Annotated in this window: 31 protein-coding genes and 2 tRNA genes; 24 read left to right on the top strand and 9 right to left on the bottom strand. The window is 67.0% G+C overall.

The window, feature by feature from the left end; translation table 11 throughout:
- From gspI to SSA01S_RS15925, 16 genes are all read left to right on the top strand, one after another.
- Nucleotides 1-486, top strand: a 486-nt coding sequence (gspI, locus tag SSA01S_RS16000) for a type II secretion system minor pseudopilin GspI (protein ID WP_369691214.1), incomplete at its 5' end; no start/stop codon positions are given.
- 56 nt (nucleotides 487-542) lie between these two features.
- Nucleotides 543-1,268: a type II secretion system minor pseudopilin GspJ gene (gene gspJ, locus SSA01S_RS15995; protein WP_082795142.1), complete on the top strand. Its 726-nt coding sequence runs from the start codon at nucleotides 543-545 to the stop codon at nucleotides 1,266-1,268.
- Nucleotides 1,261-2,256, top strand: coding sequence for a type II secretion system minor pseudopilin GspK (gene gspK, locus SSA01S_RS15990; protein ID WP_061781163.1), 996 nt, complete (start codon nucleotides 1,261-1,263; stop codon nucleotides 2,254-2,256). Before gspJ ends, gspK begins: the two co-directional genes overlap by 8 nt.
- A complete protein-coding gene (gene gspL / locus SSA01S_RS15985) occupies nucleotides 2,256-3,338 on the top strand; it encodes a type II secretion system protein GspL (RefSeq protein WP_061781162.1) in 1,083 nt (360 codons plus the stop codon). Before gspK ends, gspL begins: the two co-directional genes overlap by 1 nt.
- Complete coding sequence (gene gspM, locus SSA01S_RS15980) at nucleotides 3,335-3,808, top strand: type II secretion system protein GspM (protein WP_061781161.1); 474 nt, start codon at nucleotides 3,335-3,337, stop codon at nucleotides 3,806-3,808. The genes gspL and gspM overlap by 4 nt, the downstream gene beginning before the upstream one ends.
- An 11-nt stretch (nucleotides 3,809-3,819) precedes the next feature.
- Complete coding sequence (locus SSA01S_RS15975) at nucleotides 3,820-4,530, top strand: type II secretion system protein N (protein WP_240954661.1); 711 nt, start codon at nucleotides 3,820-3,822, stop codon at nucleotides 4,528-4,530.
- 63 nt (nucleotides 4,531-4,593) lie between these two features.
- Nucleotides 4,594-4,670: transfer RNA gene (locus tag SSA01S_RS15970), tRNA-His, on the top strand.
- A gap of 131 nt (nucleotides 4,671-4,801) precedes the next feature.
- On the top strand, nucleotides 4,802-5,848 hold the full coding sequence (locus SSA01S_RS15965; protein ID WP_061781159.1) for a Glu/Leu/Phe/Val dehydrogenase family protein: 1,047 nt from the start codon (nucleotides 4,802-4,804) through the stop codon (nucleotides 5,846-5,848).
- A gap of 242 nt (nucleotides 5,849-6,090) precedes the next feature.
- Nucleotides 6,091-6,546 (top strand): SUF system Fe-S cluster assembly regulator, encoded by a 456-nt coding sequence (locus tag SSA01S_RS15960; RefSeq protein ID WP_056430140.1) that lies wholly within the window; start codon nucleotides 6,091-6,093, stop codon nucleotides 6,544-6,546.
- Nucleotides 6,546-8,009, top strand: a complete 1,464-nt coding sequence (sufB, locus tag SSA01S_RS15955; protein WP_056430137.1) for a Fe-S cluster assembly protein SufB — start codon at nucleotides 6,546-6,548, stop codon at nucleotides 8,007-8,009. The genes SSA01S_RS15960 and sufB overlap by 1 nt, the downstream gene beginning before the upstream one ends.
- Nucleotides 8,006-8,332, top strand: coding sequence for a hypothetical protein (locus tag SSA01S_RS15950; RefSeq protein WP_156477863.1), 327 nt, complete (start codon nucleotides 8,006-8,008; stop codon nucleotides 8,330-8,332). The genes sufB and SSA01S_RS15950 overlap by 4 nt, the downstream gene beginning before the upstream one ends.
- Nucleotides 8,319-9,071: a Fe-S cluster assembly ATPase SufC gene (gene sufC, locus SSA01S_RS15945; RefSeq protein WP_007404520.1), complete on the top strand. Its 753-nt coding sequence runs from the start codon at nucleotides 8,319-8,321 to the stop codon at nucleotides 9,069-9,071. Before SSA01S_RS15950 ends, sufC begins: the two co-directional genes overlap by 14 nt.
- Nucleotides 9,068-10,147 (top strand): SufB/SufD family protein, encoded by a 1,080-nt coding sequence (locus SSA01S_RS15940; RefSeq protein WP_061781157.1) that lies wholly within the window; start codon nucleotides 9,068-9,070, stop codon nucleotides 10,145-10,147. Before sufC ends, SSA01S_RS15940 begins: the two co-directional genes overlap by 4 nt.
- On the top strand, nucleotides 10,144-11,349 hold the full coding sequence (locus SSA01S_RS15935; RefSeq protein ID WP_061781156.1) for an aminotransferase class V-fold PLP-dependent enzyme: 1,206 nt from the start codon (nucleotides 10,144-10,146) through the stop codon (nucleotides 11,347-11,349). Before SSA01S_RS15940 ends, SSA01S_RS15935 begins: the two co-directional genes overlap by 4 nt.
- The gene (locus SSA01S_RS15930; RefSeq protein ID WP_061781155.1) at nucleotides 11,346-11,804 is read left to right on the top strand and encodes an SUF system Fe-S cluster assembly protein; all 459 of its coding nucleotides are present in this window, start codon (nucleotides 11,346-11,348) and stop codon (nucleotides 11,802-11,804) included. The genes SSA01S_RS15935 and SSA01S_RS15930 overlap by 4 nt, the downstream gene beginning before the upstream one ends.
- Nucleotides 11,805-11,806: 2 nt before the next feature.
- The gene (locus SSA01S_RS15925) at nucleotides 11,807-12,160 is read left to right on the top strand and encodes a HesB/IscA family protein (RefSeq protein WP_058745003.1); all 354 of its coding nucleotides are present in this window, start codon (nucleotides 11,807-11,809) and stop codon (nucleotides 12,158-12,160) included.
- Nucleotides 12,161-12,341: 181 nt separating this feature from the next.
- Here the strand turns inward: SSA01S_RS15925 and SSA01S_RS15920 are convergent, their stop codons facing one another.
- From SSA01S_RS15920 to thpR, 3 genes are read right to left on the bottom strand one after another with little or no spacing between them, the layout of a single operon-like run.
- Nucleotides 12,342-13,004, bottom strand: a complete 663-nt coding sequence (locus SSA01S_RS15920; protein WP_061781154.1) for an HAD-IA family hydrolase — start codon at nucleotides 13,002-13,004, stop codon at nucleotides 12,342-12,344.
- 10 nt (nucleotides 13,005-13,014) lie between these two features.
- Nucleotides 13,015-13,551, bottom strand: coding sequence for a superoxide dismutase family protein (locus SSA01S_RS15915; RefSeq protein WP_061781153.1), 537 nt, complete (start codon nucleotides 13,549-13,551; stop codon nucleotides 13,015-13,017).
- A 39-nt stretch (nucleotides 13,552-13,590) separates the two neighbouring features.
- The gene (thpR, locus tag SSA01S_RS15910) at nucleotides 13,591-14,142 is read right to left on the bottom strand and encodes an RNA 2',3'-cyclic phosphodiesterase (RefSeq protein WP_061781152.1); all 552 of its coding nucleotides are present in this window, start codon (nucleotides 14,140-14,142) and stop codon (nucleotides 13,591-13,593) included.
- Between the two features lie 123 nt (nucleotides 14,143-14,265).
- Here thpR and SSA01S_RS15905 point away from each other — a divergent pair, with 123 nt between their 5' ends.
- The 4 genes from SSA01S_RS15905 to SSA01S_RS15890 all read left to right on the top strand — a co-directional run bounded on the left by SSA01S_RS15905 (nucleotide 14,266) and on the right by SSA01S_RS15890 (nucleotide 17,095).
- A complete protein-coding gene (locus SSA01S_RS15905; RefSeq protein WP_058717531.1) occupies nucleotides 14,266-15,012 on the top strand; it encodes a Bax inhibitor-1/YccA family protein in 747 nt (248 codons plus the stop codon).
- Nucleotides 15,013-15,093: 81 nt separating this feature from the next.
- Entirely contained in the window at nucleotides 15,094-15,873 is a 780-nt protein-coding gene (locus tag SSA01S_RS15900; RefSeq protein ID WP_061781151.1) for a transglutaminase-like domain-containing protein, read from the top strand.
- Between the two features lie 77 nt (nucleotides 15,874-15,950).
- Nucleotides 15,951-16,226 carry a hypothetical protein gene (locus SSA01S_RS15895; protein ID WP_061781150.1) on the top strand — a complete coding sequence of 92 codons (276 nt, stop codon included), beginning with the start codon at nucleotides 15,951-15,953 and terminating at the stop codon, nucleotides 16,224-16,226.
- Between the two features lie 311 nt (nucleotides 16,227-16,537).
- Nucleotides 16,538-17,095, top strand: a complete 558-nt coding sequence (locus SSA01S_RS15890; RefSeq protein WP_058717534.1) for a hypothetical protein — start codon at nucleotides 16,538-16,540, stop codon at nucleotides 17,093-17,095.
- Nucleotides 17,096-17,131: 36 nt separating this feature from the next.
- On the opposite strand, the gene SSA01S_RS15885 is transcribed toward SSA01S_RS15890, so the two are convergent.
- From SSA01S_RS15885 to SSA01S_RS15875, 3 genes are all read right to left on the bottom strand, one after another.
- The gene (locus SSA01S_RS15885) at nucleotides 17,132-17,863 is read right to left on the bottom strand and encodes an extensin-like domain-containing protein (RefSeq protein ID WP_061781149.1); all 732 of its coding nucleotides are present in this window, start codon (nucleotides 17,861-17,863) and stop codon (nucleotides 17,132-17,134) included.
- On the bottom strand, nucleotides 17,863-18,621 hold the full coding sequence (locus SSA01S_RS15880) for an NUDIX hydrolase (RefSeq protein ID WP_061781148.1): 759 nt from the start codon (nucleotides 18,619-18,621) through the stop codon (nucleotides 17,863-17,865). Before SSA01S_RS15880 ends, SSA01S_RS15885 begins: the two co-directional genes overlap by 1 nt.
- Before the next feature lie 79 nt (nucleotides 18,622-18,700).
- Nucleotides 18,701-18,776, bottom strand: a tRNA-Ala gene (locus SSA01S_RS15875).
- Between the two features lie 249 nt (nucleotides 18,777-19,025).
- Here SSA01S_RS15875 and SSA01S_RS15870 point away from each other — a divergent pair.
- Both SSA01S_RS15870 and SSA01S_RS15865 read left to right on the top strand, forming a co-directional pair.
- Nucleotides 19,026-20,219: a DUF2171 domain-containing protein gene (locus SSA01S_RS15870; RefSeq protein WP_061781147.1), complete on the top strand. Its 1,194-nt coding sequence runs from the start codon at nucleotides 19,026-19,028 to the stop codon at nucleotides 20,217-20,219.
- A gap of 101 nt (nucleotides 20,220-20,320) precedes the next feature.
- Nucleotides 20,321-21,307 carry an NADP-dependent oxidoreductase gene (locus SSA01S_RS15865; protein WP_061781146.1) on the top strand — a complete coding sequence of 329 codons (987 nt, stop codon included), beginning with the start codon at nucleotides 20,321-20,323 and terminating at the stop codon, nucleotides 21,305-21,307.
- A 199-nt stretch (nucleotides 21,308-21,506) separates the two neighbouring features.
- On the opposite strand, the gene ypfJ is transcribed toward SSA01S_RS15865, so the two are convergent.
- A complete protein-coding gene (gene ypfJ, locus SSA01S_RS15860; protein ID WP_061781145.1) occupies nucleotides 21,507-22,418 on the bottom strand; it encodes a KPN_02809 family neutral zinc metallopeptidase in 912 nt (303 codons plus the stop codon).
- A gap of 134 nt (nucleotides 22,419-22,552) precedes the next feature.
- On the opposite strand from ypfJ, the gene SSA01S_RS15855 reads away from it, so the two are divergent.
- Nucleotides 22,553-23,338 carry a 3-hydroxybutyrate dehydrogenase gene (locus tag SSA01S_RS15855; protein WP_061781144.1) on the top strand — a complete coding sequence of 262 codons (786 nt, stop codon included), beginning with the start codon at nucleotides 22,553-22,555 and terminating at the stop codon, nucleotides 23,336-23,338.
- Between the two features lie 2 nt (nucleotides 23,339-23,340).
- Nucleotides 23,341-23,952, top strand: a complete 612-nt coding sequence (locus SSA01S_RS15850) for a DUF4893 domain-containing protein (protein WP_061781143.1) — start codon at nucleotides 23,341-23,343, stop codon at nucleotides 23,950-23,952.
- Here the strand turns inward: SSA01S_RS15850 and SSA01S_RS15845 are convergent.
- Both SSA01S_RS15845 and SSA01S_RS15840 read right to left on the bottom strand, forming a co-directional pair.
- Nucleotides 23,901-24,548 (bottom strand): hypothetical protein, encoded by a 648-nt coding sequence (locus SSA01S_RS15845; protein WP_082795141.1) that lies wholly within the window; start codon nucleotides 24,546-24,548, stop codon nucleotides 23,901-23,903. The genes SSA01S_RS15850 and SSA01S_RS15845 overlap by 52 nt on opposite strands.
- 8 nt (nucleotides 24,549-24,556) lie before the next feature.
- A complete protein-coding gene (locus SSA01S_RS15840) occupies nucleotides 24,557-25,516 on the bottom strand; it encodes a cation diffusion facilitator family transporter (RefSeq protein WP_061781141.1) in 960 nt (319 codons plus the stop codon).
- Between the last annotated feature and the right edge of the window lie 72 nt (nucleotides 25,517-25,588).

Below are 25,588 nucleotides of genomic sequence, written 5' to 3'. Positions count from 1 at the left end.
GGGGGGGGGGGGGGGGGGTCGCCGCCGGCGATCCGTTCCCTTTCGGACGGTTACACCCCTCCGTCAGGCCTGCGGCCTGCCACCTCCCCTTGCAGGGGAGGAAAAGAAAGTGGCTTCACCCTGATCGAGATCATGGTGGCGCTCGCCGTGTTCAGCCTGGCGGCGATGGCGCTGGTGCGGCTGGAGAGCGCGACGATCCGGGGCGCGTCCATCCTCGACGAGACCGTCGTCGCCCAGATGGTCGCGCGGAATATCGCCATCTCCGCGGTGACCGACCCGCAAGCCCCCGCGCTGGGTCGCACGACGGGCGCGGAGGTGAATGGCGGTCGCAGCTGGAAATGGACGCGGATCGTCAGCGGCACGGGCGACGTGCGGGTGGTGCGGATCGACGTCGCGGTCACCAATGCCGGTGGAAGCGTCATCGGCCGGATGACGATGGTCCGCCCGCCCATGGCCGCACCGCCGGTCGGGGTGGCCGTGTCGTGACCCGTCGTTCAAACAACAACCCGTTCCCCGGCGGAGGCCGGGGCCCAGTCTCGGTGATGTCCGATGGAAAAGGCAAACGTCGCGGCGCGCCTTCTACTGCACGGCAACTGGGCCCCGGCCTTCGCCGGGGAACGGACGGCCAAGACGGCTTCACGCTGGTCGAAGTCATGGTGGCGCTGCTCATCTTCGCGATGCTCGCCGCCGCGGCCGTGGCGATCCTGTCGATGAGCGTGCGGGCCCAGGCGGTGACCGGGCAGAAGCTCGACGCCATGGCGGCGGTCAGCCGGACGACCGCGATCCTGTCCGCCGATCTGGCGCAGGCGGTCAACCGCCCGACCCGCGACGAAGGCGGGGTGCAGACGCCCGCCATGGTCGCCGGGCCCGATGCGATGCGCCTGGTCCGTGCCGGGTGGAGCAATCTGGACAATGCGCAGCGGCCCTCGCTGCAAAAGGTCGCCTATCGCCTGAACGGGGATGCGTTGGAGCGGGTCGCTTGGCCGCTGCTCGACGGGGCCGCGCCGATGGAACCGGCGGTGCTGATGGACCATGTCCGCGAACTGCATCTGCGCTACCGCTTCAACGGAGCGTGGCTCGACCAGTGGCAGGGCCAGCCCGGCGTCGCCTTGCCCCAGGCGGCCGAGGTGACGATCGTGCGCGATGACGGCATGATCTTTCGCCAGCTGTTTCTGGTCGGCACCGGTTACATCGACGACAGCATCATGGCCCCGTCGAGCCCGACACCCGGTGCGACGCCCACGCCATCGCCGACGCCCAATGGCTAAAGCGGTCCGCCGATCCGAGCGCGGCGCGGCGCTCCTCACCGTCCTGATCCTAGTCGCGGTGATTGCCGTACTGGCCGCGACGGCGCTGGAAAAGCTGCGCCTGTCGACCCGGTTGGGGGGCAATGCGGTCGCGATCGAACAGGCGCGGGGCTATGCCTATGCCGCCGAGGCCCTGGCGATCATCCGCATCGGCGACCTGCTCGAACGCTCGCAGGGCAAGGTGTCGCTGCTCGGCGGATGGAGCGACCGGCCCTTCGCGTTGCCGCTGGGCGACGGGGCGGCCGGGGGCAGCGCGGTGGCGCGGGTGACCGACGGCGGCAACTGCTTCAACCTGAATGGCCTGGCGCAGAGCTTGCCGGGCCAGCCGGGCCAGCCGGCGGTGCTGATCGGCAATGCGGTCGAGGTCGCGCATTTCGCCAAGCTGATGCGGCTGCTGGGTATCCCCGGCCAGGTCGCCGAGCAGGTCGCCACCGCCACCTCCGACTGGATCGACAGCGACCCGAATCCGCAAGGCGGCGGTGCGGAGGACCCGCTCTATCTCGCACGTGATCCACCCTATCGGACGGGCGGCGCGATGATGGCCGATGTCAGCGAATTGCGGATGGTGAATGGCGTCACGCCCGAACTCTATGCGCAACTGCGCCCCTGGGTCTGTACCCTGCCGGAGGCGAAGCCGACCATGGTGAACATCAACACGCTGGCCCCCGAACAGGCCCCGCTGGTCGCCATGGCGCAGGTCGACACGATTTCGCCCGCGACCATAGCGCAGGCCCTTTTGCGCCGCCCGCCGCAAGGCTATGCGGACGTAAGCGCCTTCTGGGCGCAGGTGTCGGGGGCAATCGGGGGCGGCAACGTGGCGACGACGACGCGCTGGTTCAATCTGCGCATCGACGTCGGCGTGGGCGGCATCGGGGTGCAAGAACGCGCGCTGGTCGATGCGACCCGACAGCCGCCGCGTCTGGTGGCACGGATTTGGGGGGAAGAGTGATGAGTGCGACCAACCTCCTGTTCCTGCCGCCGGGCGAGGGTGGCGACTATCGCTGGATGCGGATCGAGGATGCGCGCGTCGCGGCGGCGGGCGAGGGCCTGCCGCAGGGTGATGGCGAGGTCATCGCGGTCGCGCCCGCCGATGCGGTGTCGCTGCACTGGGCCGAGATTCCGGCGCGCTCGACCGCGCAGGCCGCCGCCGCCGCGCGCCTGTTGGCGGCCGAGGTGAGTGCAGCGCCGATGGACGAACTGCACGTCGCGGTCGGCGAGGACGATGCGGGCAGCCGCGCCATCGGCATCGTCAATCGCGGCGCGATGGCGGGCTGGCTCGCGCGGCTGGGCGCGGCGGGGGTCGATCCGGTCGCGGTCGTGCCCGCGCCGCTGCTGCTGCCGCGCCCCGATAAGGGCTATGTGCGCGGCGACCTGGCGGGGCAGGGCGTGGTGCGTGGGCGCGCCTCGGGCTTTGCCGACGAGCCGGGCTTTACCGAGATCGTCGCGGGCGAGGAGCCGCTCGCCGATCTCGACGCCGATGGGATCGAGGCGGCGCTGGGCGCGGCGGCGGCAAGCCCGGCGCTCGACCTGCGCCAGGGTGTGTTCGCGCGGCGGCGGGGGTTCGTCATCGATTGGCGGCTGGTGCGGCGGCTTGCCTGGCTGGGCTTGGCCATCGTCGTTGCGACACTGGCGATCGATTTCGTGCGGCTCACCAAATACAGCTTCGCCGCCGATGCGACCGAGGCGAAGATCGACCAGATCGCGCGCACCGCCCTGCCGCGTGGCGAGACCTTGGTCGATGCCGACCGCCAGCTGACCGAGCGGTTGTCGGCGGTACGGGGCCCGGGCCAGGGGTTCAGCCGGACGGCAGCGGCGGTCTTCGCCGCCGTGCGCGGGGTGCCGGGCACTGAGCTGACCGCGCTCGATTTCCAGCCCAATGGCGACATCCGGCTGGGCGTCGCGGTCGACCGCGAGGCGCTGGCCACCGACCTGAAGCGCGCGATCGAGGCGGAGGGCTTCACCGTCCAGCCCAGCACCTTCGTCGCGGCCAATGGCCGGATCACGGGAGAATTCACGGTGCGCGCACGATGAAGGCGCTGAAAACTTGGTTCGACGGGCGTTCCCTTCGCGAGAAGCGCCTGCTGCTGGTGATGGGCGCGTTGCTGGTCGTGACGCTCCTCTGGGGCGGCCTGTTGCGCCCGCTGGGTGACGGCCTGTCGAGCGCGCGTGAACGCCATGCCGATGCGGTGATCCGGCTGGGCGAGGCGCAGGCCATCGCCGCCGAGCTGAACCAGCGTCGCCGCCGCCCCGCCGCCTTGTCGGGAACGCTGGCCGATACGGTGAGGGTCTCGGCGGAGCAGGCGGGCTTCACCCTGTCCGCGCTGACCGAGGACGGTCCCGGCCGGGTGCGCGCGCAGATCGCCTCGGCCCGGCCCGCTGCCCTGACCCCGTGGCTCGCCCGGCTGGAGCGCGGCGGCGTGCTGGTCGAGCAGGCGACGCTGACCGACAATGGCGACAAGACGGTGGGCGTTGCGCTCCTCCTGCGGGCGCGGGTGTCGTGATGCGGTTGCGGATGACCACGCGGCCCCCGGTGCTGTTCGCCGCCATGCTGGTCGTGGCGCTGATCGTCTTCCTGCCGATGCGGCTGGCGCTGGGCGCGACGGGCCTGGCCGATGAAGGCCTGAGCGCGCGGCGGGTCGGCGGCACCATCTGGGGCGGCAGCATGATCGAGGCGCGGTTCGGTGACGTAGCGCTGGGCGACCTGCGCGTGTCGCTGTCGCCGCTGGCGCTGCTGGTCGGTCGGGCCAAGCTGGCGTTCGAGGGGGCGGGCATGGATGGCCGCCCGATCGCCGGTTCGGCCTCGATCAGCCGCCATGCCATGGGCATCGACGGCGTGACCGCCAGCCTGCCCGCCGCGACACTGTTCGCGCCTTTGCCGGTCACCACGCTGGCGTTGGAGGACGTAACCGTCCGTTTCCGTGACGGGGTTTGCGAGGAAGCGGCGGGCCGGGTGCGTGCGACGGTGGTGGGGGAAGCGGGCGGCCTGCCCTTGCCCCCGACGATGATGGGCACCGCTCGGTGCGAGGCGGGCGCGCTGCTGCTGCCCATGGCGGGGCAGGGGGGCACGGAGGCAGTCAATCTGCGCATCCGCCCCGATGGCCGCTACACTGCCGACCTGGTGCTGACCCCCAGCGACCCGGCGGCGGCGGCCAAGCTGGAGCAGCTGGGCTTCGTTGCGGGGTCGGGCGGTGGGTACCGACTTTCGGCGCAGGGAAGATTCTGACGGACGCGCTTTTGACCGCTTGACGAAACCGGGTGATCCCGTTTAGGGGCGCAAGCCTTCGCGGCGACCGTAGTTCAATTGGTTAGAGCGCCGGCTTGTGATGCCGGAAGTTGCGGGTTCAAGTCCCGTCGGTCGCCCCATTTCTTCCGGCCATATCCTGGCCACGGCACCGGCCCCTTTCGCGCCCGTGTCCCCCCTAAATCCTCACCGATAGGGTGGCCGGGTCGAAAGTCTCGGTCTGGTTCCGCTTTTGTCGGACCGAAGGACGAGCATGACGAACTGGGGCTTTCCCGATTTCGACGCGCATGAAGGCGTGCACCTGTTCACCGATCCCGCTTCGGGTCTGCAGGCGGTCATCGCCGTGCACTCGACGCATCTCGGCCCGGCGGCGGGCGGCGCGCGCTTCTGGCACTATGCCACGCCCGCGCTGGCGATCACCGACGCGCTGCGCCTGTCGCGCGGCATGAGCTACAAGAACGCGATGGCGGGGCTGGCGCTGGGCGGCGGCAAGGGCGTGGTCCTGGCGGCGAAGCCCGGCGATGTCATCACGACGGCCCAGCTCGAAGCGTTCGGGCGCGCGGTCGAGTCGCTTGGCGGTCGCTACGTGACGGCCGAGGATGTCGGCATGTCCGAGGAGCGGATGAAGGTCATCGCGACCCAGACCCGCTACGTCTCCGGCCTGCCGGTGGCGAGCGGTGCGGCGGGCGGCGACCCCGGCCCGTACACCGCGCACGGCGTCTATTTGGGCGTGAAGGCCGCCGCCAAGCGCGGCCTGGGCGCGACCGACATGAAGGGCGTACGCGTCGCGATCCAGGGCGTCGGCTCGGTCGGCGGCGGCCTTGCCAAGCTGCTGGCCAAGGACGGCGCGGTGCTGACCATCGCCGACGTGAACCAGGCGCGCGCGGAAGCGATGGCGGCGGAACTGGGCGCCAGCGTCGCCCCGGCCGACGAGATTTTGTTCGCAGACGTCGATCTGGTCAGTCCCAACGCGCTGGGTGCGGTGCTGACCGCCGATTCGATCCAGCGGCTGAAGGCCAAGGTCGTCGCGGGCGGTGCCAACAACCAGCTGGCGACCCGCGAAGACGGTGCGCGCGTGGCGGAAGCGGGCATCCTCTATGCCCCCGATTACGTCATCAACGCGGGCGGCATCATCAATGTCGGCCTGGAATATCTGGGCCAGGGCGACGAGGCCGAGGTCATGGCGCGTATCGCCAAGATTCCCGAGCGTCTGGAACAGGTGTGGCAGCGCTCGGCCGAGACGGGCCATCCGGCCTCGGACGTCGCGGACGAAATCGCGCAAGGCCTGATCGGGCGCTAAGTGAGTCTCACGCCCCTCCCGCAGGCGGGAGGGGATGGGGGAGGGTAGGGAGTCTCACCGAGACCATCGCTCGTGGCCTAGCCCTCCCCAAACCCCTCCCGCCTGCGGGAGGGGCTTAAAAAGAAGGGAGGTGAGCGGCCCTGCCACTCACACCGATCGAAATTCCCGCACCGAAACCCGGTTGACGAACCGCACCTCCACGCCCATTTGCCAATCGGACCAAATCCATCCGATTGGAGACCATGCGCCTTTCCAGCCTAGCCGATTATGCGGTCGTGATGATGACCGCCGCCGCACGTGAAGGTGCCGGTGGGCGGAGCAACGCGACGCTGCTGGCCGGGCAGACGGGCGTTCCTTTGCCAACCGCGCAGAAGCTGGTCAGCCGTCTGGCGGGCGCAGGGCTCATCGAGAGCACGCGCGGCACCGGCGGTGGCATTCGCCTAGCACGCGACGCCGATACGATCAGCCTGGCCGATATCGTCGAGGCGGTGGACGGCCCGATCGCGCTGACCGCGTGCGTTGATGGCGCTGCGCATGACTGCGGCCTGGAAATGCAATGTCGTGTCCGGCCGCATTGGCATGTCGTCAATCAGGCGGTACGCGCCGCCTTTTCCGGGGTGACGCTTGCCACGCTCGCCGCCGATCCTGTTGAATCGCAAGTGATGGACGCGTCCCCGCGTCCGGGGGTATTCGCCTGATGGCCACGAAGAATGCAGAGGCGCTCGCCGCCGCCAACAAGAAATATGAGTGGGGCTTCGCCACCGAGATCGAGCAGGACTTCGCGCCCAAGGGGCTGAGCGAGGATACGGTCCGCTATATCTCGGCCAAGAAGGGCGAGCCGGAATGGATGCTCGACTGGCGGCTGAAGGCGTTTCGCCTGTGGCAGACGCTGGAGAGCCCGGACTGGGCCAAGCTCAATATCCCGCCGATCGACTATCAGGACGCGTATTATTACGCGGAGCCCAAGCAGAAGAAGACGATCGCGTCGCTGGACGAGCTCGACCCCGAGATTCGCCGCACCTACGAAAAGCTGGGCATCCCGATCGCCGAGCAGGAAGTGCTGGCGGGCGTCGAGGGCGCGCGCAAGGTCGCGGTCGACGCGGTGTTCGACAGCGTCTCGGTCGCGACCACCTTCCGCAAGGAACTGGAAGCAGCGGGCGTCATCTTCCGCTCGATCTCCGAGGCGATCAAGGAATATCCCGATCTGGTCCGCAAATGGCTGGGCAAGGTCGTGCCGCAGCGCGATAACTATTTCGCGACGCTCAACTCGGCGGTCTTCTCGGACGGCACCTTCGTCTACATTCCCGAGGGCGTCCGCTGCCCGATGGAGCTGTCGACCTATTTCCGCATCAACGCGGAGAATACCGGCCAGTTCGAGCGAACGCTGATCGTCGCGGACAAGGGGGCCTATGTCTCCTATCTCGAAGGCTGCACCGCGCCGATGCGCGACGAGAACCAGCTGCACGCGGCGGTCGTCGAGCTGGTCGCGCTGGACGATGCCGAGATCAAATATTCGACCGTCCAGAACTGGTATCCCGGCGACGAGAATGGTGTCGGCGGCATCTACAACTTCGTCACCAAGCGTGCGCTCTGCCAGGGCAAGAACAGCAAGGTGTCGTGGACCCAGGTCGAAACCGGATCGGCGGTGACGTGGAAATATCCGAGCTGCGTGTTGGCGGGCGACGGCTCGGTGGGCGAGTTCTACTCGGTCGCGGTGACGAACAACCGCCAGCAGGCGGATACCGGCACCAAGATGATCCATCTGGGCAAGAACACCCGCTCGACCATCGTGTCGAAGGGGATTTCGGCCGGGCGCTCGGACAATACCTATCGCGGCCTCGTTCGCGTGGCGGCGACCGCCGAAAATGTCCGCAACTTCACCCAGTGCGACAGCCTGTTGCTGGGCGACCAGTGCGGCGCGCACACCGTGCCCTATATCGAGGTGAAGAACCCCAGCGCGCAGATCGAGCATGAGGCGACGACCAGCAAGATCAGCGAGGACCAGCTCTTCTACGCGATGAGCCGTGGGTTGGATCAGGAAGCGGCGGTCGCGCTGATCGTCAACGGCTTTGCGCGCGAGGTGCTGCAGCAGCTCCCGATGGAGTTTGCGGTCGAGGCGCAGAAGCTGCTGGGGATTTCGTTGGAGGGTTCGGTCGGGTGATGCTGCTCGGCGGGCTTTTGGTGTCGGCGCAGGTCGGGCAGTCCATGCCCGCGCCGCCCGCTGGCGAGATCAGTGTGATCGGCACCAAGCTTCGCAAGTTGCAACTTGATCTGGAAGTTGACGGGAAGGACATGACCGCCTGTCGGATCAAGGTGTCGAGCGGTGACCCGTTTGTCGATGCTGCCGCCTGTTCCGCTGCTCGTGTCTGTGTTCCCAAACGTGCCGTCCTTCGGGCGGGATTAATGAACTGCATTAACGATGGTGTCGTCGCGGCGGTGGCCCGCGAGCGTGCCAAGGAAGAAAGCCGCAATGCTGAAAATTGAAAACCTCCACGCCGAGATTGACGGCAAGCCGATCCTCAAGGGCCTAACCCTCGAAGTGAACGCGGGCGAAGTCCATGCGATCATGGGTCCCAACGGCGCGGGCAAGTCGACGCTGGGCTATGTGCTGGGCGGCCGTCCGGGGTACGAAGTGACCGAAGGGTCGGTGACGTTCGACGGCGTCGACCTGCTCGAGCTGGAGCCGAACGAGCGCGCCGCCGCCGGCCTGTTCCTGGGCTTCCAGTACCCGGTCGAGATTCCTGGCGTGTCCAACGTTCAGTTCCTGCGCGAGAGCCTGAACGCGCAGCGCGGCCAGCGCGACGAAAAGCCGTTGTCGGGTGGCGAATTCCTAAAGCTCGCCCGTGCGCAGGCCGATGGGCTGGGGCTGAACCAGGACATGCTCAAGCGTCCGGTCAATGTCGGCTTCTCGGGCGGTGAGAAGAAGCGCAACGAAATGGTCCAGATGGGCATCCTGAACCCCAAGTTCGCGATCCTGGACGAGACCGACTCGGGCCTCGACATCGACGCGCTGCGCATCGTCGGCGACGGCATCAACCGGATCATGCGCGCGCCCGACAAGGCGGTGCTGCTGATTACGCATTATCAGCGGTTGCTCGACTATGTGCAGCCCGACCGGGTGCATGTGCTGGCCGATGGTCGCATCGTGCGCTCGGGTGGCCCCGAACTCGCGCTCGAACTGGAGCGGGAAGGCTATGCGGGCGTCGAGGGAGCGGCGGCGTGACCACCACGCTGGAGCTCCCCTCGACGCGCGAAGAGGCCTGGCGCTGGGCCGATATCGACGCGCTGCGCCGCGCGGCGGAGAGCGAGCGGGCGGTGCCGGTTGCGGGCGCGGATCGTTTCCTCGATCTGCCCGGCGCGCGGCTGCTGTTCGTCGACGGCTTGCTGGATGAAAGCGCTAGCAACCTCGGCCCGGTTCAGCTGACCCAGATCGACGCCAGCGACCATCCGCTGGGCAAGCAAGCGCTGGGGCGTGGCTGGTCGCTGCGGCTGGATCGCGATGCGGTCGCAGAGCCGGTGCAGATCGTCCATGTCGCCAGCGGGGCGGCCAATCACCTGCCCGCCGAGATCGTGCTGGCGGAGGATGCGGCGGCGCAGGTCTATGAGACCTATGTCGGGCGCGGCTGGACCAACCGGCTGACGCGGGTGAAGCTGGCGGCGTCGGCGCGGCTGATGCGTGGCGTTCGCTTGTTGCAGGACGACGGCTTCGTGTCGCTGCGTGAGGAAGCCGAGCTGGGCGAGGGCGCGAGCCTGACCGCGACCTTCCTGGCGGCGGGCACGATGGGCGCGCGGATCGACGGCGGGATCACCCAGACCGGCGACGGCGCCTATGCCGAGTTCGGCGGCGCGCTGCTGACCAAGGGTGAACTCCGCCAAGAATGCGCGGTGGCCCTGCGTCATGCCGCGCTGAACGGGCAGAGCCATCAGCTGTGGCGTGCGGTCGCCGCCGATCGCAGCCAGGCAAGCCTCGCCGCGCGGGTCGAGGTGGTGCGCGATGCGCAGAAGACCGATGGTGAGCAGTCCTTGCGCGGCCTGCTGCTCCAGCGGACGGCGACGGTGAACCTGAAGCCCGAGTTGGAAATCTTCGCCGACGACGTGAAGTGCGCGCATGGTGCGACCGTGGGCGAGCTGGATGCCAAGGCGCTGTTCTATATGCAGAGCCGTGGCATTCCGAAGCCTCGCGCCCAGGCGCTGCTGACCCGCGCCTTCGTAGCGGATGCGATCGATCGCATCGGTAACGAGGTGGTGCGCGAAGCCTTTGCGGCGGACGCGGACGCTTGGCTGGAGGCGGCGCTTTGACGACCGCCGCGCCTCTCGACCGGGTGGCGGATTTTCCGGCGATCCCGGACGGCTGGGCCTATCTGGATACCGCCGCGACCGCGCAGAAGCCGCAGGCCGTGATCGACGCGATCACCCGCGCCTACGACACGAGCTATGCCACCGTGCATCGCGGCGTCTATCAGCGCTCGGCCGACATGACAGTCGCGTATGAGAAGGCGCGCGAGGCGACGGCGCGGTTCATCGGGGCTGGCTCGGCGAACGAGATCGTCTTCACGCGCGGCGCGACCGAGGGGATCAATCTGGTCGCGCAGTGTTGGGCGGCGACCAACCTGAAGGCGGGCGACCGCATCCTGTTGTCGATGCTGGAGCACCATTCCAACATCGTACCGTGGCAGATGGTCGCCGAGCGGCTGGGCGTCGCGATCGACGTGTTGCCGCTGACGCACGATCATCGCATCGACCTGGAGGCGATGGAGCGGATGCTGACGCCCGCGCACAAGCTGGTGTCGCTGGGCCATGTGTCGAACGTGTTGGGCTCGGTCCTCGACGGTCGCCGTGCGGCCGATCTGGCGCACGGCGTCGGCGCAAAGATTCTGCTCGACGGGTGCCAGGCGGTGCCGCGCATCGTGGTGGACGTGAAGGCACTGGATTGCGACTTCTACGTCTTTTCCGGCCACAAGCTCTATGGCCCGACCGGGATCGGCGTGCTGTGGGGGCGGTCCGAACTGCTGGAGGCCATGCCCCCCTATCAGGGTGGTGGCTCGATGATCGACCGGGTGAGCTTCGAGAAGACCACCTATGCCCCGCCGCCAGGCCGGTTCGAGGCGGGGACGCCGCATATCGTCGGGGCGCTGGGGCTGCATGCCGCGATCGATTACGTGACGAGCATCGGCCTGGACGCGATCCATGCGCATGAGGCGGCGCTGGTCGCCCAGGCGCGCGAGGGGCTGTCGGCGATCAACTCGGTGCGACTGCTGGGGCCGGAGGACTCGGCGGGAATCGTCAGTTTCGCGATCGAGGGGGTTCATCCCCATGATATCGGCACCATATTGGACGAGAGCCGGGTGGCGATCCGCGCAGGCCATCACTGCGCCCAGCCGCTGATGGAGGCGCTCGGCCTGACCGCCACCGCGCGGGCAAGTTTCGGCGTGTATAACGGACCCGATGACGTCGCGGCGCTGGTGGATGGCGTCCGGCGGGTCACGAGGATTTTCGGATGAGCGATTACAAGATCGAGGAAGTGGACAGCGTCGCATCGCCGCCCAAGGCGCGCGTGCAGGACGTGGTCGAGGCCCCCGCAGAGCGTCAGCGCGATTACCTGTCGGGCTTCCTCTCGCAAAAGCCGACCGCCGACGATCCGACCCAGCCGGGCGGTGCGCTGTATGACGGCATCATCGATGCGCTGAAGGATATTTTCGACCCCGAAATCCCGGTCAACATCTATGACCTGGGGCTGATCTACGGCGTCGAAGTGACCGAGGGCGGCCATGCGGTCGTCACCATGACGCTGACCACGCCGCATTGCCCGGTCGCCGAGTCGATGCCGGGTGAGGTCGAACTGCGCGTCTCGGCGGTGCCGGGAATCGCGACCGCCGACGTCAATCTGGTCTGGGACCCGCCTTGGGACCCGCAGAAGATGTCGGATGACGCCAAGCTCGAACTGGGGATGCTCTGACCATGGCGACCACCTTGCGTGCCCGTCCCGCCGCGCTGAACCTGACGCCCTCCGCCGAAGCGCGGATTGCCGATCTGATGGCGCGCGCGCCGGAAGGGGCGATCGGCGTCAAGTTGTCGACGCCGCGCCGGGGATGTTCGGGGCTGGCCTATTCGGTCGATTATGTCACCGAGGCCAAGGCGTTCGACGAGAAGATCGACACGCCCGGCGGCACGCTGTTCGTGGATGGCGGGTCGATCCTGTACCTGATCGGTTCGACCATGGACTGGGTGGAGGACGACTTCACCGCCGGGTTCGTGTTCCAGAACCCCAACGCCAAAGGTGCGTGCGGGTGTGGGGAGAGCTTTACGGTTTGAGGAGAAGGTTCGGCGGCACTCAGGTCGAGCTGGCTTTCCCATAACCGTTCCCCGGCGAAGGCCGGGGCCCAGTTTCTATTCGGCAAAGATGGCGGGATGTCGCCGCGTGGGAGGCCAATGCCCTGCGCTGTCGAGAGTGTACCGCCACTGGGCCCCGGCCTTCGCCGGGGAACAGGTGGGGTCAGACCCGGTGTTCCAGCTTCAAACTCGCTCCGTCCCATTCCACGGATAAATCGCGATAATCCGCCACGGTCGCATGGGCCGTGTCCATCGCGCCCCGGTGGGTTTCGGTAATCACCACCACCGTCATGCCCGCCGCTTCCGCCGCTGCGATGCCAGCGGGGGCATCCTCGAACGCCAGGCAATCCTCGGGCGCTATACCCAGCCGCTTCGCGCCCAGCAGGAAACCATCGGGTGCGGGCTTGCTCCGTTCCGCATCTTCGGCCGTCACGAACACGCCCGGTAGCGGCAGGCCCGCCGCCTGCAACCGCACCTCCGCCAACCGTTTCGGGGCGGAGGTCACGATAGCCCAGCGATCGGCCGGCAATGCGGCGAGGAACTCCGCCGCGCCGCCGATCGGCACCACATCGTCGACATCCAGCATCTCCGCCTCGGTCAGCGCATGGGCTTCCGCGACCGGATCGACGCCGGGCAGATTTAGACGCCGGATCGTCTCGACCGACTGGACGCCGTGGATGGTCGGCAGGAACGTTGCAACGTCCAACCCCTGCCGCGTCGCCCAGGCGGTCCATGCGCGTTCGGCGGACGCGATGGAGCTGAGGATCGTCCCGTCCATGTCGAACAGGAAACCGCCAAAGGCGCGCGTCGGCAGGAGCGTGGTCATCGGCTGAGGGTCAGTTCGCCTGGAACACGCCGCAGGCGATGCGGCCGCCGCTATTGCCGCTGGGGTCGGTCTTCAGGTCGTCGGCCCCGGCATGGATGACGATCGCCGAGCCGTCCGCGTCGAGCAGCCCCGCCATGGTCGCACCCGGCAGCACGATGCCCAGCGTGCCGCGCCCGTCGCTGCCGACGGTCATGTTGGGCATGTCGCCTTCATGCGGCCCCTGCGGGTTCATGCTGCCGTGCTGGCGCTGGGTGGGGTTCCAATGGCCACCGGCGGTCGTGAAGTCGGGCGCGTCGCAGCGGCCGACGGTGTGGATATGCACGCCATGCATACCAGCAGGCACGTTCATCGCATCCAGGGTAATGCGCAGGCCGCCAGCGACCTCGGTCGCGGTAGCACGCCCCGCATCGGAGCCGGTGCCGGTACGCAGCATCGCGGTCGCGCTGGCGCCCCCGGGGGTAGGGGAGCCCGTTTCCATCTTGGTCTGTTCGCAGCCCGCAAGGCCCAGCGCGACGGTGCCGATGGTCAGCAGCGTGAGATATTTCATGATGGAAGCTCCCTGTTGAATGCGAACCTTATCGGCATGTCATCCGCCGGTTTCCAGCGGCCAACGCATCACCGGTTCATAGGATGCGCCGCCATGGCCCAGATGGCTTTGATAAAGGACCAGGTGCGCCATCGTGAAAGGCTCGCTCGACAGCCCGGCATGGACCGCGCGCCATCCTTCGATCTCCGGCGCATGGCCTGCCGATCCGGGCAGGCGAGCGAGTGTGATATGCGGCAGATACGCCCGCGACTCGGGTGCCAGACCGGCGCGGACGCACGCCTGATCGACCTTGCGATGGAGATGTGCCAGCGCATCGTGCGGGGTGACCCCGGCCCAGAGCGTATCGACCCGTCCCCTGCGATCGAAGGTGCCGACACCGCCAAGGCGCACCATGGGGGCGGGGGCATGAACCTGGCCCAGCGCGGCGGCGATGTCCTCGGCAACCGGGCGGTCGACCTCGCCGATGAAGCGCAGGGTCAGGTGCAGTTGCTCGTCATCCTGCCAGCGCGCCTGGGGTACGCCGTCCATCGCATCGGACAGCAGGTCCCGGATCGCGGGGGGCGGGCGGAGAGCGACGAACAGGCGGACCATGACAAAATATGTCTATCGCATTCTGTAACGCCCGCGGGAACCTCTTCCGCTTGAAAAGCGTCGCGGAGAGGGCGATATTTCGGGTAACCGGCATGTGGCCGGGCAAAGGAGCAATCATTCACCATGGCAAACTGGTCTGATCCACGGCCGAGCGCCGCGCCGTTCGGTACCACAGCCACCACGGGCTCGACCGCCTATGATGCGGGTCTGCGTTCGTACATGCTGTCCGTCTATAACTATATGACGTCGGGCGTGCTGCTGACGGGTATCGTCGCGCTGCTCTTCGCATGGGGTGGTCGTGACAGCATGGCCGCGCAGGTCTTCCTGCATGGCGGCGCGCTGAAATACGTCATCATGTTCGCGCCGCTGGGCTTCGTGTTCGCGCTCAGCATGGGCGTGACCCGCATGAAGACCTCGACGATGCAGCTGCTCTTCTGGGCGTTCGCAGTCGTCATGGGCCTGTCGCTGTCGACCATCTTCCTGGTCTATAGCGGCGGTTCGATCGCGGGTGCGTTCTTCGCCACTGCGGCGGGCTTCGCGGCACTGAGCCTCTATGGCTACACCACGAAGCGCGACCTGTCGGCGTTCGGCACCTTCCTGATCATCGGTCTGGTCGGCCTGATCGTCGCCAGCCTGATCAACGTCTTCCTGCAGTCGGGGACGATGGGCCTGGTCATCAGCTTCGTCGGCGTGCTGCTGTTCGCAGGTCTGACCGCCTATGATACGCAGCGGACCAAGTCGATGTATTACGAGGTGCGCGGCACGTCGATGCAGGACCGTGTGGTCATCATGTCGGCGCTGAGCCTGTATCTCGACTTCATCAACATGTTCATGTTCATCCTGCGTCTGACCGGCTCGAGCCGCGACTGATAAGGTACAGCAGGACAAGACCCTCAAGGGCTCGGCGGAGTGTCCGCCGGGCCCTTTCTCATGCACAAAAGGAATGCGGCCATGCGCCTGTCGATCGACGTGACGCTGGACTATGTCGTGAAGGACCCGGCCGATATCCTCCTCCAGATCGAGGCGGCGGCGACCCCCGACCAGCGGCTGGAGCATCAGTCGCTGACCATCTGGTCGGATCACCCCGTAACGGCCGTGGCGGGCGAGGAGGGCATCGGCCAGCGTTGCTGGGTCCGCGCCGATCATGGCCTGATCGCACGCTATGAGGCGATCGTGGCGATCGACCGGCCCATGGTGCGCCTGGAGGGACTGGGCGCGACCCCGGCACGGGGACTTGGCGGAGCGCTGATCCCCTATCTGCTGCCCAGCCGCTATTGCGAATCGGACCGGTTGGAGGGCTTTGTGCGTCGGCGGTTCGGCGGACTGTCGGGCGGCGCGATGGCCGCCGCGCTGGCCGACTGGGTCGGAACCCGGCTGATCTATCAGGCGGGCACGTCCAGCGGGATGACGACCGCGCTCGACACCTTCGGATCACGCAGCGGGGTGTGCCGCGATTATGCCCATCTGCTGGTCGCGCTGGCGCGGGCGGCGGAAATTCCGGCGCGATGCGTCGCCGCCTATGCGCCCGGTGTCGATCCACCCGATTTCCATGCGGTGGCTGAGCTGTGGCTGGAGGGCGGCTGGCATCTGGTCGATGCGACGGGCATGGCCCGCGCCGACGAGATCGCAAAGGTCTGTGTCGGCCGCGACGCCACCGACATCGCCTTCATGACCGTGTTCGGCGAAGCCCAGCTTTGCGATCAACGGGTTACCGTGAAGCGGCTCGACTGATCCAGGGCGGGAAAGGGGGCAGGAACGGTTGCGCGTCATGGCTCGTTGATCCGGTCCACTGATGATGGGGAAGTGACATGACCGACAGCATTGACGATCGCGCGCTGGACAGCGTTTCGGTCGCACCCGGCGGCGAGCAGGCCGAACAGGGCAATCGCCCCAACCCGCCCCAGCAGGATGCCGGGCAGGACTCCGACATCGCCGAGGGATTGGCGAAGAACCCCGAGGATGTCGACGCGCAACTCGACGAGAGCCTCGACGAGTCGATGGACGCCAGCGATCCGCCCTCCAACACCCAGCCGGGTCGTGACGGTCCGGCGGAATCCTCCGGTTATAGCGAAGACGATCGCTGAGAAGAGATTGGGGCGAGAGGGCGGAGCCGAGTGTGGTCCGCCTTCTCGTTCCCCGTGTATGATCTCGACCGGCCGAATTGCCGCAGCGGGCCGGACATGGCTGTTAAGCCATTGCGTGATCGCAACAAACATCGCGATTGTATCGTCTGTTACGGCTCTATCGAAAAAATCATTTCCTTGATAACGGCTCGTCGCAATCTATGTTGCGGCGCACTGCATTTCATGATCGTCTGGCTCGGCTCGTTCAGCACTGCGTTAACCAAATGCGCGCATGATGATCGGGTTAATTTCGATGGGCGGGGTGAAGGCATATGGGATCGAGGAGCAGGCCGGCCGAAGGCGCGATGACATTGGCCGAAATGAAGGAATTTGCGGGCTTCGCGGCGGCGACGCAGCGTTATATCCGCCGGTCGCTCGATATCGGGTTGGACCGCGAGGATGCGATGGCGCGCTGGTCGCGCGACGTGGTGGAGGCGGCCAGCATCCGCGCCCAGGCCCGGCTGTATCGCAACCTACCTGAGATCCGACATCTGATCCCGGTCGACAGCGGCCTGGAATCGCTGGAGCCGTTCATGGCGCCGTTCGTGACGATCGCGGCGTTCGATCTGGGGCAAGGGCGGCTGACCAGCTTCTCGGCCTTCCGCTTCCTCTATGAGCGGTTGATCGGCGCCGAGGTTCGGCCGTGGTTGCCGTCGGTGTTCTGCGCGGCGGCGGCGCTGCCGCACCTGCACCCGGAACTGCGCCGCAAGTTGCTTCAGTCGATCAGCGAGGCGGCGGCGACGGCCGCAGGCTGGTCGAGCCGCCAGCCTGCCTTCTTCCCGCATTGGGTCGAGAAGGTGGACACCAACGGCACCTCGCTCGCCAGCTGACGCTGGGCGGTGACGGCCCGGGGGGTGCCGTCACCGTTACCGACAGGCGCGCCAGCCCATCGCCCCGCGATGGGCTTGGTCGAGGTGGAAATGGTCAGCATGCGCGGGATTATAGTCGGGCGACAGGGTGGTCGCGAACAGCTCGCACGCCCCGTCACGGACCCGGCGTAGAAACTGCCCCGCCGGGCCCTGATCCTTCCAGTCGCGCACGACGCGAATCTGTCGTCCGTCGCTCAGCCGGAATGCGGCGATGTCGATGGCATTGGCGCGGGCGTGTTCGCTCCAGTCGCTAGTGCTGCGCCCGCTGATCCGGCGGCAATTATAGCTGCCCAGATGTTCGATCGCGACCACCTCCGCCCCCAGCAAGGCGCGGGCGGCGGGTTGGACGCTGTTCCATTCCCATAGCGCCAGCGAGGCGGCGACTGGGCAGGAAGTGCCCAATGAGGCGGGGCGATAGCCGATGCTCCGCGACGCGCCTGTGGTCAGGCGTACCACATCGTCATAGCCGCATTGCGCGCCATCCGACCGGGCGGGAAGCGCGGTGTAGCGAATGCCTGCGCGCTCCAGCAGGGCGGTGCATTGCGCCTTGTCCTGGGTGAGGGCGGTCAGCTTGCGGCCCGTGAACAGGCCCACCGGCTGGCCCAGGTCGAGGGGAGCCCAGGGCACATCCTGCGGCCGGTGCCGCGCCATGCCCCAGAGCAGCAGTGCCGCCATCGCCAGTCCGACGAGCACGATCAACAGGATCGTCCATCGCCGGAGCGCCCGCATCAGCCACGCTCCGCGCTGGCGACCGGCTGGGCGGTGACCGGATAGCCCAGATCGTCGGGGATGCAGAAACAGTCGACGCCGTCGCGATCGGCGCGGAAAGGCGTGATGCGTCGGATCGGCCAGGCGCGGGCATCGGCCACGGCGGTGGCGAAGTCGGCATACTGGGCCAACCGCTCCAATGTCCGCCGGGTGGGAAAGATGATGCGGATCGTACCGCGATCGGCCTGGGCCAGCGCTTCGGCCGCAGTCAGCCATTCGGCGCGCACCGTCTCGGCGCCGTCGATGACCGGCGTGGATTGGGCGCGGGGCAGGGTGGCAAGATAGAAGCGCGCATCGAAGCGGCGCACGGGCACATGCTCCGGGCACCAGCGTGCGAAAGGCGTCAGCGCGGCCAGATCGATCCGTAATTGCTCATCATCGAGCGCGCCCGCAAAGGACTGTCCGGCCGCCATCGCGGCGCGAAGCCGGGCGAGTGTCGTGGAGTCGGGATGCGGCGTCAGTCCGACTGCGAGGCCGACCTCCTCGATGGTCTCGCGGATCGCGGCGATGCGGGCGGCGGCGTCTTCCGGGTCGGGGGCGTCGGCTGGGACCAGCTCATGGTCGCCGGGATCGACCCGCCCGCCGGGAAACACCATGGCCCCGCCCAGAAACGCCAGGGCTGCGCCGCGCTCGACCATCAGGATTTCGGGTGGCGTGCCGGGCGTGGGGCCTTCGCGCATCAGGATCAGGGTGGCGGCGGGGATGGGATCGGGGATCATCGGCCAGTCAACGCGCTAGTCGTTCGGGCGGAACCAACAATCTGCGATGTCGCCAAATCTACCGTCAGGTAAGGCGGGGTGGTGGAGCTGAGGGGAATCGAACCCCTGACCTCTGCAGTGCGATTGCAGCGCTCTCCCATCTGAGCTACAGCCCCGCCCCGTGACCCGACCATGGTCGGGAGCGACGCCATTAGCCCGTGATTTCGGGCGACGCAACACCGCGTTGCCGCTGGCAGCCAAAATTTTTCGGTGGCTTTCGACCCCTGCGAGCGCTCCGTCCGTCGCGCGCGGTCCCGCGCCAACGGAACAATGTCTTGATCTTCCTCATTGAAACGCACGGAAGGCACGGCCCGCCGGACGAGCGGCGTCGGCCCCCGCAGGACCGAATTTCAGGAGGGTTTAGGATGGCTTACGACCGCTATTCCCGCGACGCCAATCGTGGCGACCGCGATTTCGACTATGGCCGGGACTACGGCTCCGGGCGGGACTATACCTATTCCAGCGCGCGGGATTACGAAGCTGCGGGCGCATTCGACGATGACCGTAACAACGACCATCGTCGCGGTTACGGCGCGCGGGATTATGGCCGACAGGGCTATGATCGCAGCGACAATTACGGTGCCTCGCGTCAGGATTTCGGTGGCCGCTATAATGAAGGTCGTTATGGCGAAGGCCGCTCGGGCACCTATGGCGCCTATCGCAGCGGCGGCGATTATGGCCGCGACAGCTATCGCGGTGGCGAGCGCGACTATGGTCGCGAAGGCTATCGCGGATCGTCGCCCTACGGCGACTCGTCGCGTGGCTATGGTTATACTGGCGACCGCTACGGCCGCGATGACCGTCAGGGTCGCGGCGATTATGGCCGGCCGCAGTCGGGCCGCGACTATGGTCGCCAGCCCCAGGGCTATGATTATGAGGATCGCGGCTTCTTCGCCCGCGCCGGGGACGAGGTCCGTTCGTGGTTCGGCGACGAGGAAGCGGAGCGCCGCCGCGAGGCCGATGCGCGCATGGACGAGCGTTATTATGCGCAGCAGGACCATGACTATAACCACTGGCGCTCGGGCCAGATCGCCGCGCTCGACCGCGATTATGACGAGTATCGCAGCGAGAACCGCACCAAGTTCCAGAACGAATTCGCGAACTGGCGCACCGAGCGCGAGGGCCAGCGCGGCCTTCTGCCCAAGGTGAAGGAACATCAGGAAGTCGTCGGTTCGGACGGCAGCCATGTCGGCACCGTTGACAAGGTGCGCGGTGACCGAATCCTGCTGACCAAGAACGACAAGGATGCTGGCGGCCAGCACCACTCGATCCCGTCGCGCTGGCTCAAGTCCGTCGAGGACAAGGTCACGCTGACCAAGACCGCCGAAGAGGCCAAGGCCCAGTGGCGGGATGAAGAGAATGCGCGCGCCATGTTCGGTGATCGCACCAACGAAAACGACCGCTATGGCCAGGCCAATCGCTATGGCCAGACTGGCGGTCACACGAGCGGTTACGGCCAGAGTGCGACCGGTACGACCAGCTCGACCCAGAACAGCACCGGCACCACCGCCACGACGACGGGCACCGGTACGACCTCGGACACCAACCGGGGTTATTGATCAAGAAAAACGTCACTGCTGAGTGACTTTTCTTGGAGGGCTCGGGTGGATTTCACCCGGGCCCTTTCCCATGTCCGCTCCCAAGCAATGAAAAGGATACGATGATGAAGGCTTGGACCCTGGCGGCCCGCCCCAAGGGCACGCCCGTCGATAGTGATTTCGCGCTGGTGGAGCGCGACCTCCCCGCCCTGAACGAGGGCGAGGTACGGGTCGCCAATCGCTGGCTGTCGGTCGACCCCTATATGCGCGGCCGGATGAACGACACGAAGAGCTATGTCCCGCCCTTCCAGCTCGGCGAGCCGATGCAGGGCGGCGCGATCGGCGAGGTGGTCGAAAGCCGCGCCGACGGTATCGCGGTCGGCACCCTGGTCAGCCACATGGCGGGCTGGCGCGACGAGGCGGTGCTTCCCGCCGCGCATGTCCAGCCGCTTCCCGATCTGGGTGTCGACCCCCAAGCCTTTCTGGGCCAGTTCGGCATGCCCGGTATGACGGCCTATTACGGTCTGCTGCAGGTAGCCGAAGCGAAGGCGGGCGATACGGTGTTCGTCTCGGCGGCGGCGGGCGCCGTTGGATCGACCGTGGTACAGATCGCCAAGGCCAAGGGCATGACGGTCATTGGCTCGGCCGGTGGCGCGGACAAGACGGCCTGGGTGCGCTCGCTCGGTGCCGATGCGGTCATCGATTATAAGTCGGGTCAGTCGGTCGTCGATGCGCTGGGCAAAGCGGCCCCGGATGGCATCGACGTCTATTTCGACAATGTCGGCGGCGATCATCTCGATGCGGCGCTGGCCCATGCCAAGCCGGGTGCGCGTTTCGCGATCTGCGGCATGATCGACGTCTATAACGACGCCAAGCCGACCAGCCTGAAATATCTCGCGCGCCTGATCGGCAATCGCGTGCGGATTCAGGGGTTCATCGTGGCGGACTTCAAGGGCCAGCAAGACTTCTATCGCGACATGGCCGCGATGCTGAAGGACGGCCAGCTCAAGCGCGAAGAGACGGTGTTCGAGGGGCTGGACCGGACGCCGGAAGCGTTCTTGGCGCTGTTCACCGGCGGCAACAAGGGCAAGATGCTGGTGAAGCTGTAAAGTAATTCCTCTCCCGCAGGCGAGTTTCAGGTCGGTCATGCCCCCGGCATGACCTAAACGATGCGGGGCATCGTTTACCTGAAACTGGGGTGGGGGAGGGTAGGGAGGCGGGCGATGGTCTCTGTGAGACTCCTGGCCCTCCCCCCGGCCCCCTCCCGCCTGCGGGAGGGGGAGTGTATGTGGGGCCGCTGAAACCTCTTCAGATCGCGCCCGAGAACGTGTCGCACTGGGCGGGGTCGCCCGTTTCCATGCCCCGGCGCAGCCAGCGCATCCGCTGTTCTGAGGTGCCATGGGTGAAGCTGTCGGGAACGACGGCCCCGCCGGCCTCGCGCTGGAGCGTGTCGTCGCCGATGGCGCGCGCGGCGGTCATGCCTTCCTCGACATCGCCGGGCTCCAGCCGGTTGCGGTTCTTCGCCGCCCATACGCCCGCATAGCAGTCCGCCTGCAACTCCAGCCGCACGGACAGGGCATTGCCCTCCGCCTTGCTGGCGGCGCGCTGCGCCTGGTTGACCTTGTCCGACGTGCCGAGCAGCGTCTGGATATGGTGGCCGAACTCATGCGCCACGACATAATAGCGGGCGAAATCGCCCTTCGCGCCGAAGCGGTTGGCCAGTTCGTCGAAGAACTTGGTGTCGAGATAGATTTTGCGGTCCGACGGGCAATAGAAGGGCCCCACCGCCGACGGCGCCTCGCCGCAACCCGTCTTGGCGGTATTGGCTACATAGAAACGCAAGCCCGGCGCCTGGAACCGCTCACCGCTATCGGCGAAGATCTTTTCCCAGGTGTTGTCGGCATTGCTGAATGCCTGGCAGGTTTCGCGGCGCTCGGGCGAGACTTCGCAGACCTGCCGCGCGCTTTCCTGGCCGGAGGAATCGGCCGAGCGGGTGACCGGCGCGTTACCGCCGCCACCACCGGTCAGCAGGCTGAGCGGGTTCAGGCCGACCACCGCCAGGATGATGAGGACGACGATGATGCCGCCGCATCCGAAACGGCTGCCGATCAGGGGGAGGAGGCCGAACAGCAACCCGCCGCCGCCGCCTCCGCCGAAGCCGCCGCCACCGGGCTGCGCCTCGCCGACATCGATGTCGTTGTCATAATCGTCGAGCCGCATCGCGCTATCACCCCTTTGTCATTCGGCCCGCCTATGCGGGTCCCTATCGCCCTGTTGAACCCGCAAAGCCTTCTGGCGGTTGCACGGGCGTGCATCTGACCGCATGGTGCGGTGCCAGAGCAAGGGAGAATGGCATGTTCCTGAAGGGCAAGACGGCGGTGATCTCGGGCTCCACCTCGGGCATCGGCCTGGCCTATGCCAAGGCGCTGGCGGCGGAGGGAGCGGCGATCGTCCTCAACGGTTTCGGCGACGCGGATGCCATCGAGGCGAACCGGGCCGCGCTGGAACAGGCGAGCGGGACGCATGCCCTCTACGACCCCGCCGACATGACGCAGCCGGAGCAGATCGCGGCCATGATCGATCGTGCAGCGGCGGAGACCGGCTCGGTCGATATCGTCATCAACAATGCCGGTATCCAGCATGTCGCGCCGATCACCGAGTTTCCGGTCGAGAAATGGGATGCGATCATCGCGATCAACCTGTCCTCGGCCTGGCACATGATGCGCGCCGCGATCCCGCATATGCGCAAGCAGGGCTGGGGCCGGATCATCACCACCGCCTCGGCGCACAGCCTGGTCGCCAGCCCCAACAAATCGGCCTATGTCGCGGCCAAGCACGGTGTGGTCGGCATCACCAAGACCGTGGCGCTGGAGGTGGCGACCGACGGCATCACCGCCAACTGCATCTCGCCCGGCTATGTTTGGACGCCCCTGGTCGAGAACCAGATCCCCGATACGATGAAGGCGCGGGGGCTGACCCGCGAGCAGGTGATCGACGACGTGCTGCTCAAGGCACAGCCCACCAAGGAGTTCGTGACCATCGAACAGGTTGCCGCGCTCGCCCTGTTCCTGTGCCGTGACGAGGCCAAGTCGATTACTGGCGCGAACCTGTCGGTCGATGGCGGCTGGACCGCGCAGTGACGATGCGCCGCCTGATCCTGGCTTCGGCCGTCGCGCTGATCGCGGTCGGCGCGGCGCAGGCCCAGCGCGCCGAGGAAGCGAGCGACTGGCGGCTGGCGGCGACGGAGGATGACCGGGTGCGCCTGCGCGGCTGGCGCAACGCCTGGATGAAGGGGCTGGCGCAGGCGCGCGCGGGTGGCGCGGCGGCGGAGATCGCGGCGCTGGGCAATCTGGCGGACCCCGATCATTCGATGGCGGGGCCCGAACTGCCCGATGGCGACTATCGCTGCCGTACGTTCAAGATGGGAACGCAGGGACGGGCGCAGCTGACCTATGTCGCCTATCCCTATTTCCGCTGCCGCGTATCGGAAGGGGGTGTCCGCCTGACCAAGATCGACGGGTCACAGCGGCTGACCGGGCGTATCTATCCCGACACCGACGCGCGCAGCATCTTCCTGGGCACGATGATCCTGGGCGATGAAGAACGGTCCTACGCTTATGGCCGCGACCGGGCCCGCGATATGGCGGGCGTGGTCGAGCGGATCGACGCGCGTCGCTGGCGGATCGCCTTCCCGTTCCCGGCTTATGAGTCGGTGGTCGACATACTCGAACTGGTGCCCGTCGCCGCGCCCTGAGCGGGAATGCGATTGTCGTTCGCCGGGGCGGCGGGTAGCGGCGGCAGCGAGGCGAGATAGGCTTTGCCGCCTTTGCCGATTACCGTCACCCGATCCGCATTCGCCTGCGCCACCGCCTTCAGATAGGAGCGCGGCTTCTTCATCAGATCGGGATGGTCCAGCCCGACCAACCCCAGCCGCCGCGCCGCTTCCTGCACGAAATGGACGCAGTTGCGCTGGTTGAGATTGTAATGCGCGTCGCCCGTCTTCTCGTCCCACCCTGCGACCAGCGCCAGGATGTCGGCATATTGCGCGTCGGTCATCACATAGGAAAACTGCGCGTCGCTGGTCGAGATGTAGAAGGGCTTGGAGATATCCAGCCGCCCCTTGACCGTGCCCATCAGCAGCGCGGGCGACACCGACTTGGCGGTGAAGCCGTAATTGGCATCGACCGGCGCGCCCGTGGCATCGACCGTGCCGCGTAAGGTGAAGAAGGCATGCGGAAAGCTGTTGCCCAGCTCATGGCTCCAGAAGGTGATCGTGACCGCGGCCTGGGCGGGCAGGGCGCAGGCCATCGTCAGGAACAGGGCCGTGGCGATTCGCAGAAGCTTCGTCATGACCGTCCTCATAACCCATGTTGGGGCGATGCCGCAGCCGCATTTTCATGCTTCTCCGGGCGGATATAGATGGACGACAGGCTGGGCACGGCGACGCGAAGATCGTCCTCCAGCATCTCGATCATCGTCTCGGCCGCGCCCATCGGCAGGCTGTCGACGAAATCGGCGCTGATTGCGGCAAAGATGCTGTCGGGGGCGGTGTGGATGGTGCGGACATGGTTGACTCGCGTGATCCAGGGGCGCGCGGCGACAATGCCACGAATGGTCTCGACCACGTCCGGGTCTGCGCGCTCACCAATCAGCAGCCCCTTGGACTCGCGCGCCAAGAGGATCGCGACCAGCCCGAGTACGATACCGATCAGGATCGAGGCCACCCCATCGATGCGCGGATCATTCAGCGTGTGCGACAACCACACGCCCAGCGCCGCGATGACCAGCCCGGCGAGCGCCGCCGAATCCTCGAACAGCACGATGAAACCGGGCGGGTCCTTCGATTCATGGATCGCGCGCCACCAGCCACTATCGCTCTTGGTCCGCGAGAACTCACGCACCGCGATCGTCCAACTCGCCCCCTCCAGCGCGAAGGCGATGGCGAGCACGATGTAATTGACCGTCGGATCGCGGAGTGGTTCGGGCGTCTGGATATGCAGCCAGCCCTCGTAGATCGAGATGCCGGAGCCCAGCGCGAATATCATGATGGCGACGACGAACGCCCAGAAATACAACTCACGCCCATAGCCGAAGGGGTGGATGGCGTCCGGCCCCCGTTTGGCGCGCTTCTGGCCATAGAGCAGCAGGACCTGGTTGCCGCTGTCGACGACCGAGTGCACACCCTCGGTCAGCATCGAGGACGATCCGGTAATCCCGGCCGCGATGAATTTGGCGATGCCGATGCCCAGATTGGCGGCCAGCGCGCCGTACAGGACGATATTCTCGCGGATGCGCGCGGTCAGGCCGGTGTCTGGCATGGCGGGTACAGCGTGCGATCACGGCGGTTGTTCCGCTGGAAAAACAAACCCCGCCGATACGGATCGGCGGGG

Source organism: Sphingomonas sanguinis NBRC 13937 (assembly GCF_001591005.1).
GTDB classification, from domain to species: domain Bacteria; phylum Pseudomonadota; class Alphaproteobacteria; order Sphingomonadales; family Sphingomonadaceae; genus Sphingomonas; species Sphingomonas sanguinis.
This window is presented reverse-complemented; position numbering and strand designations above follow the sequence as displayed.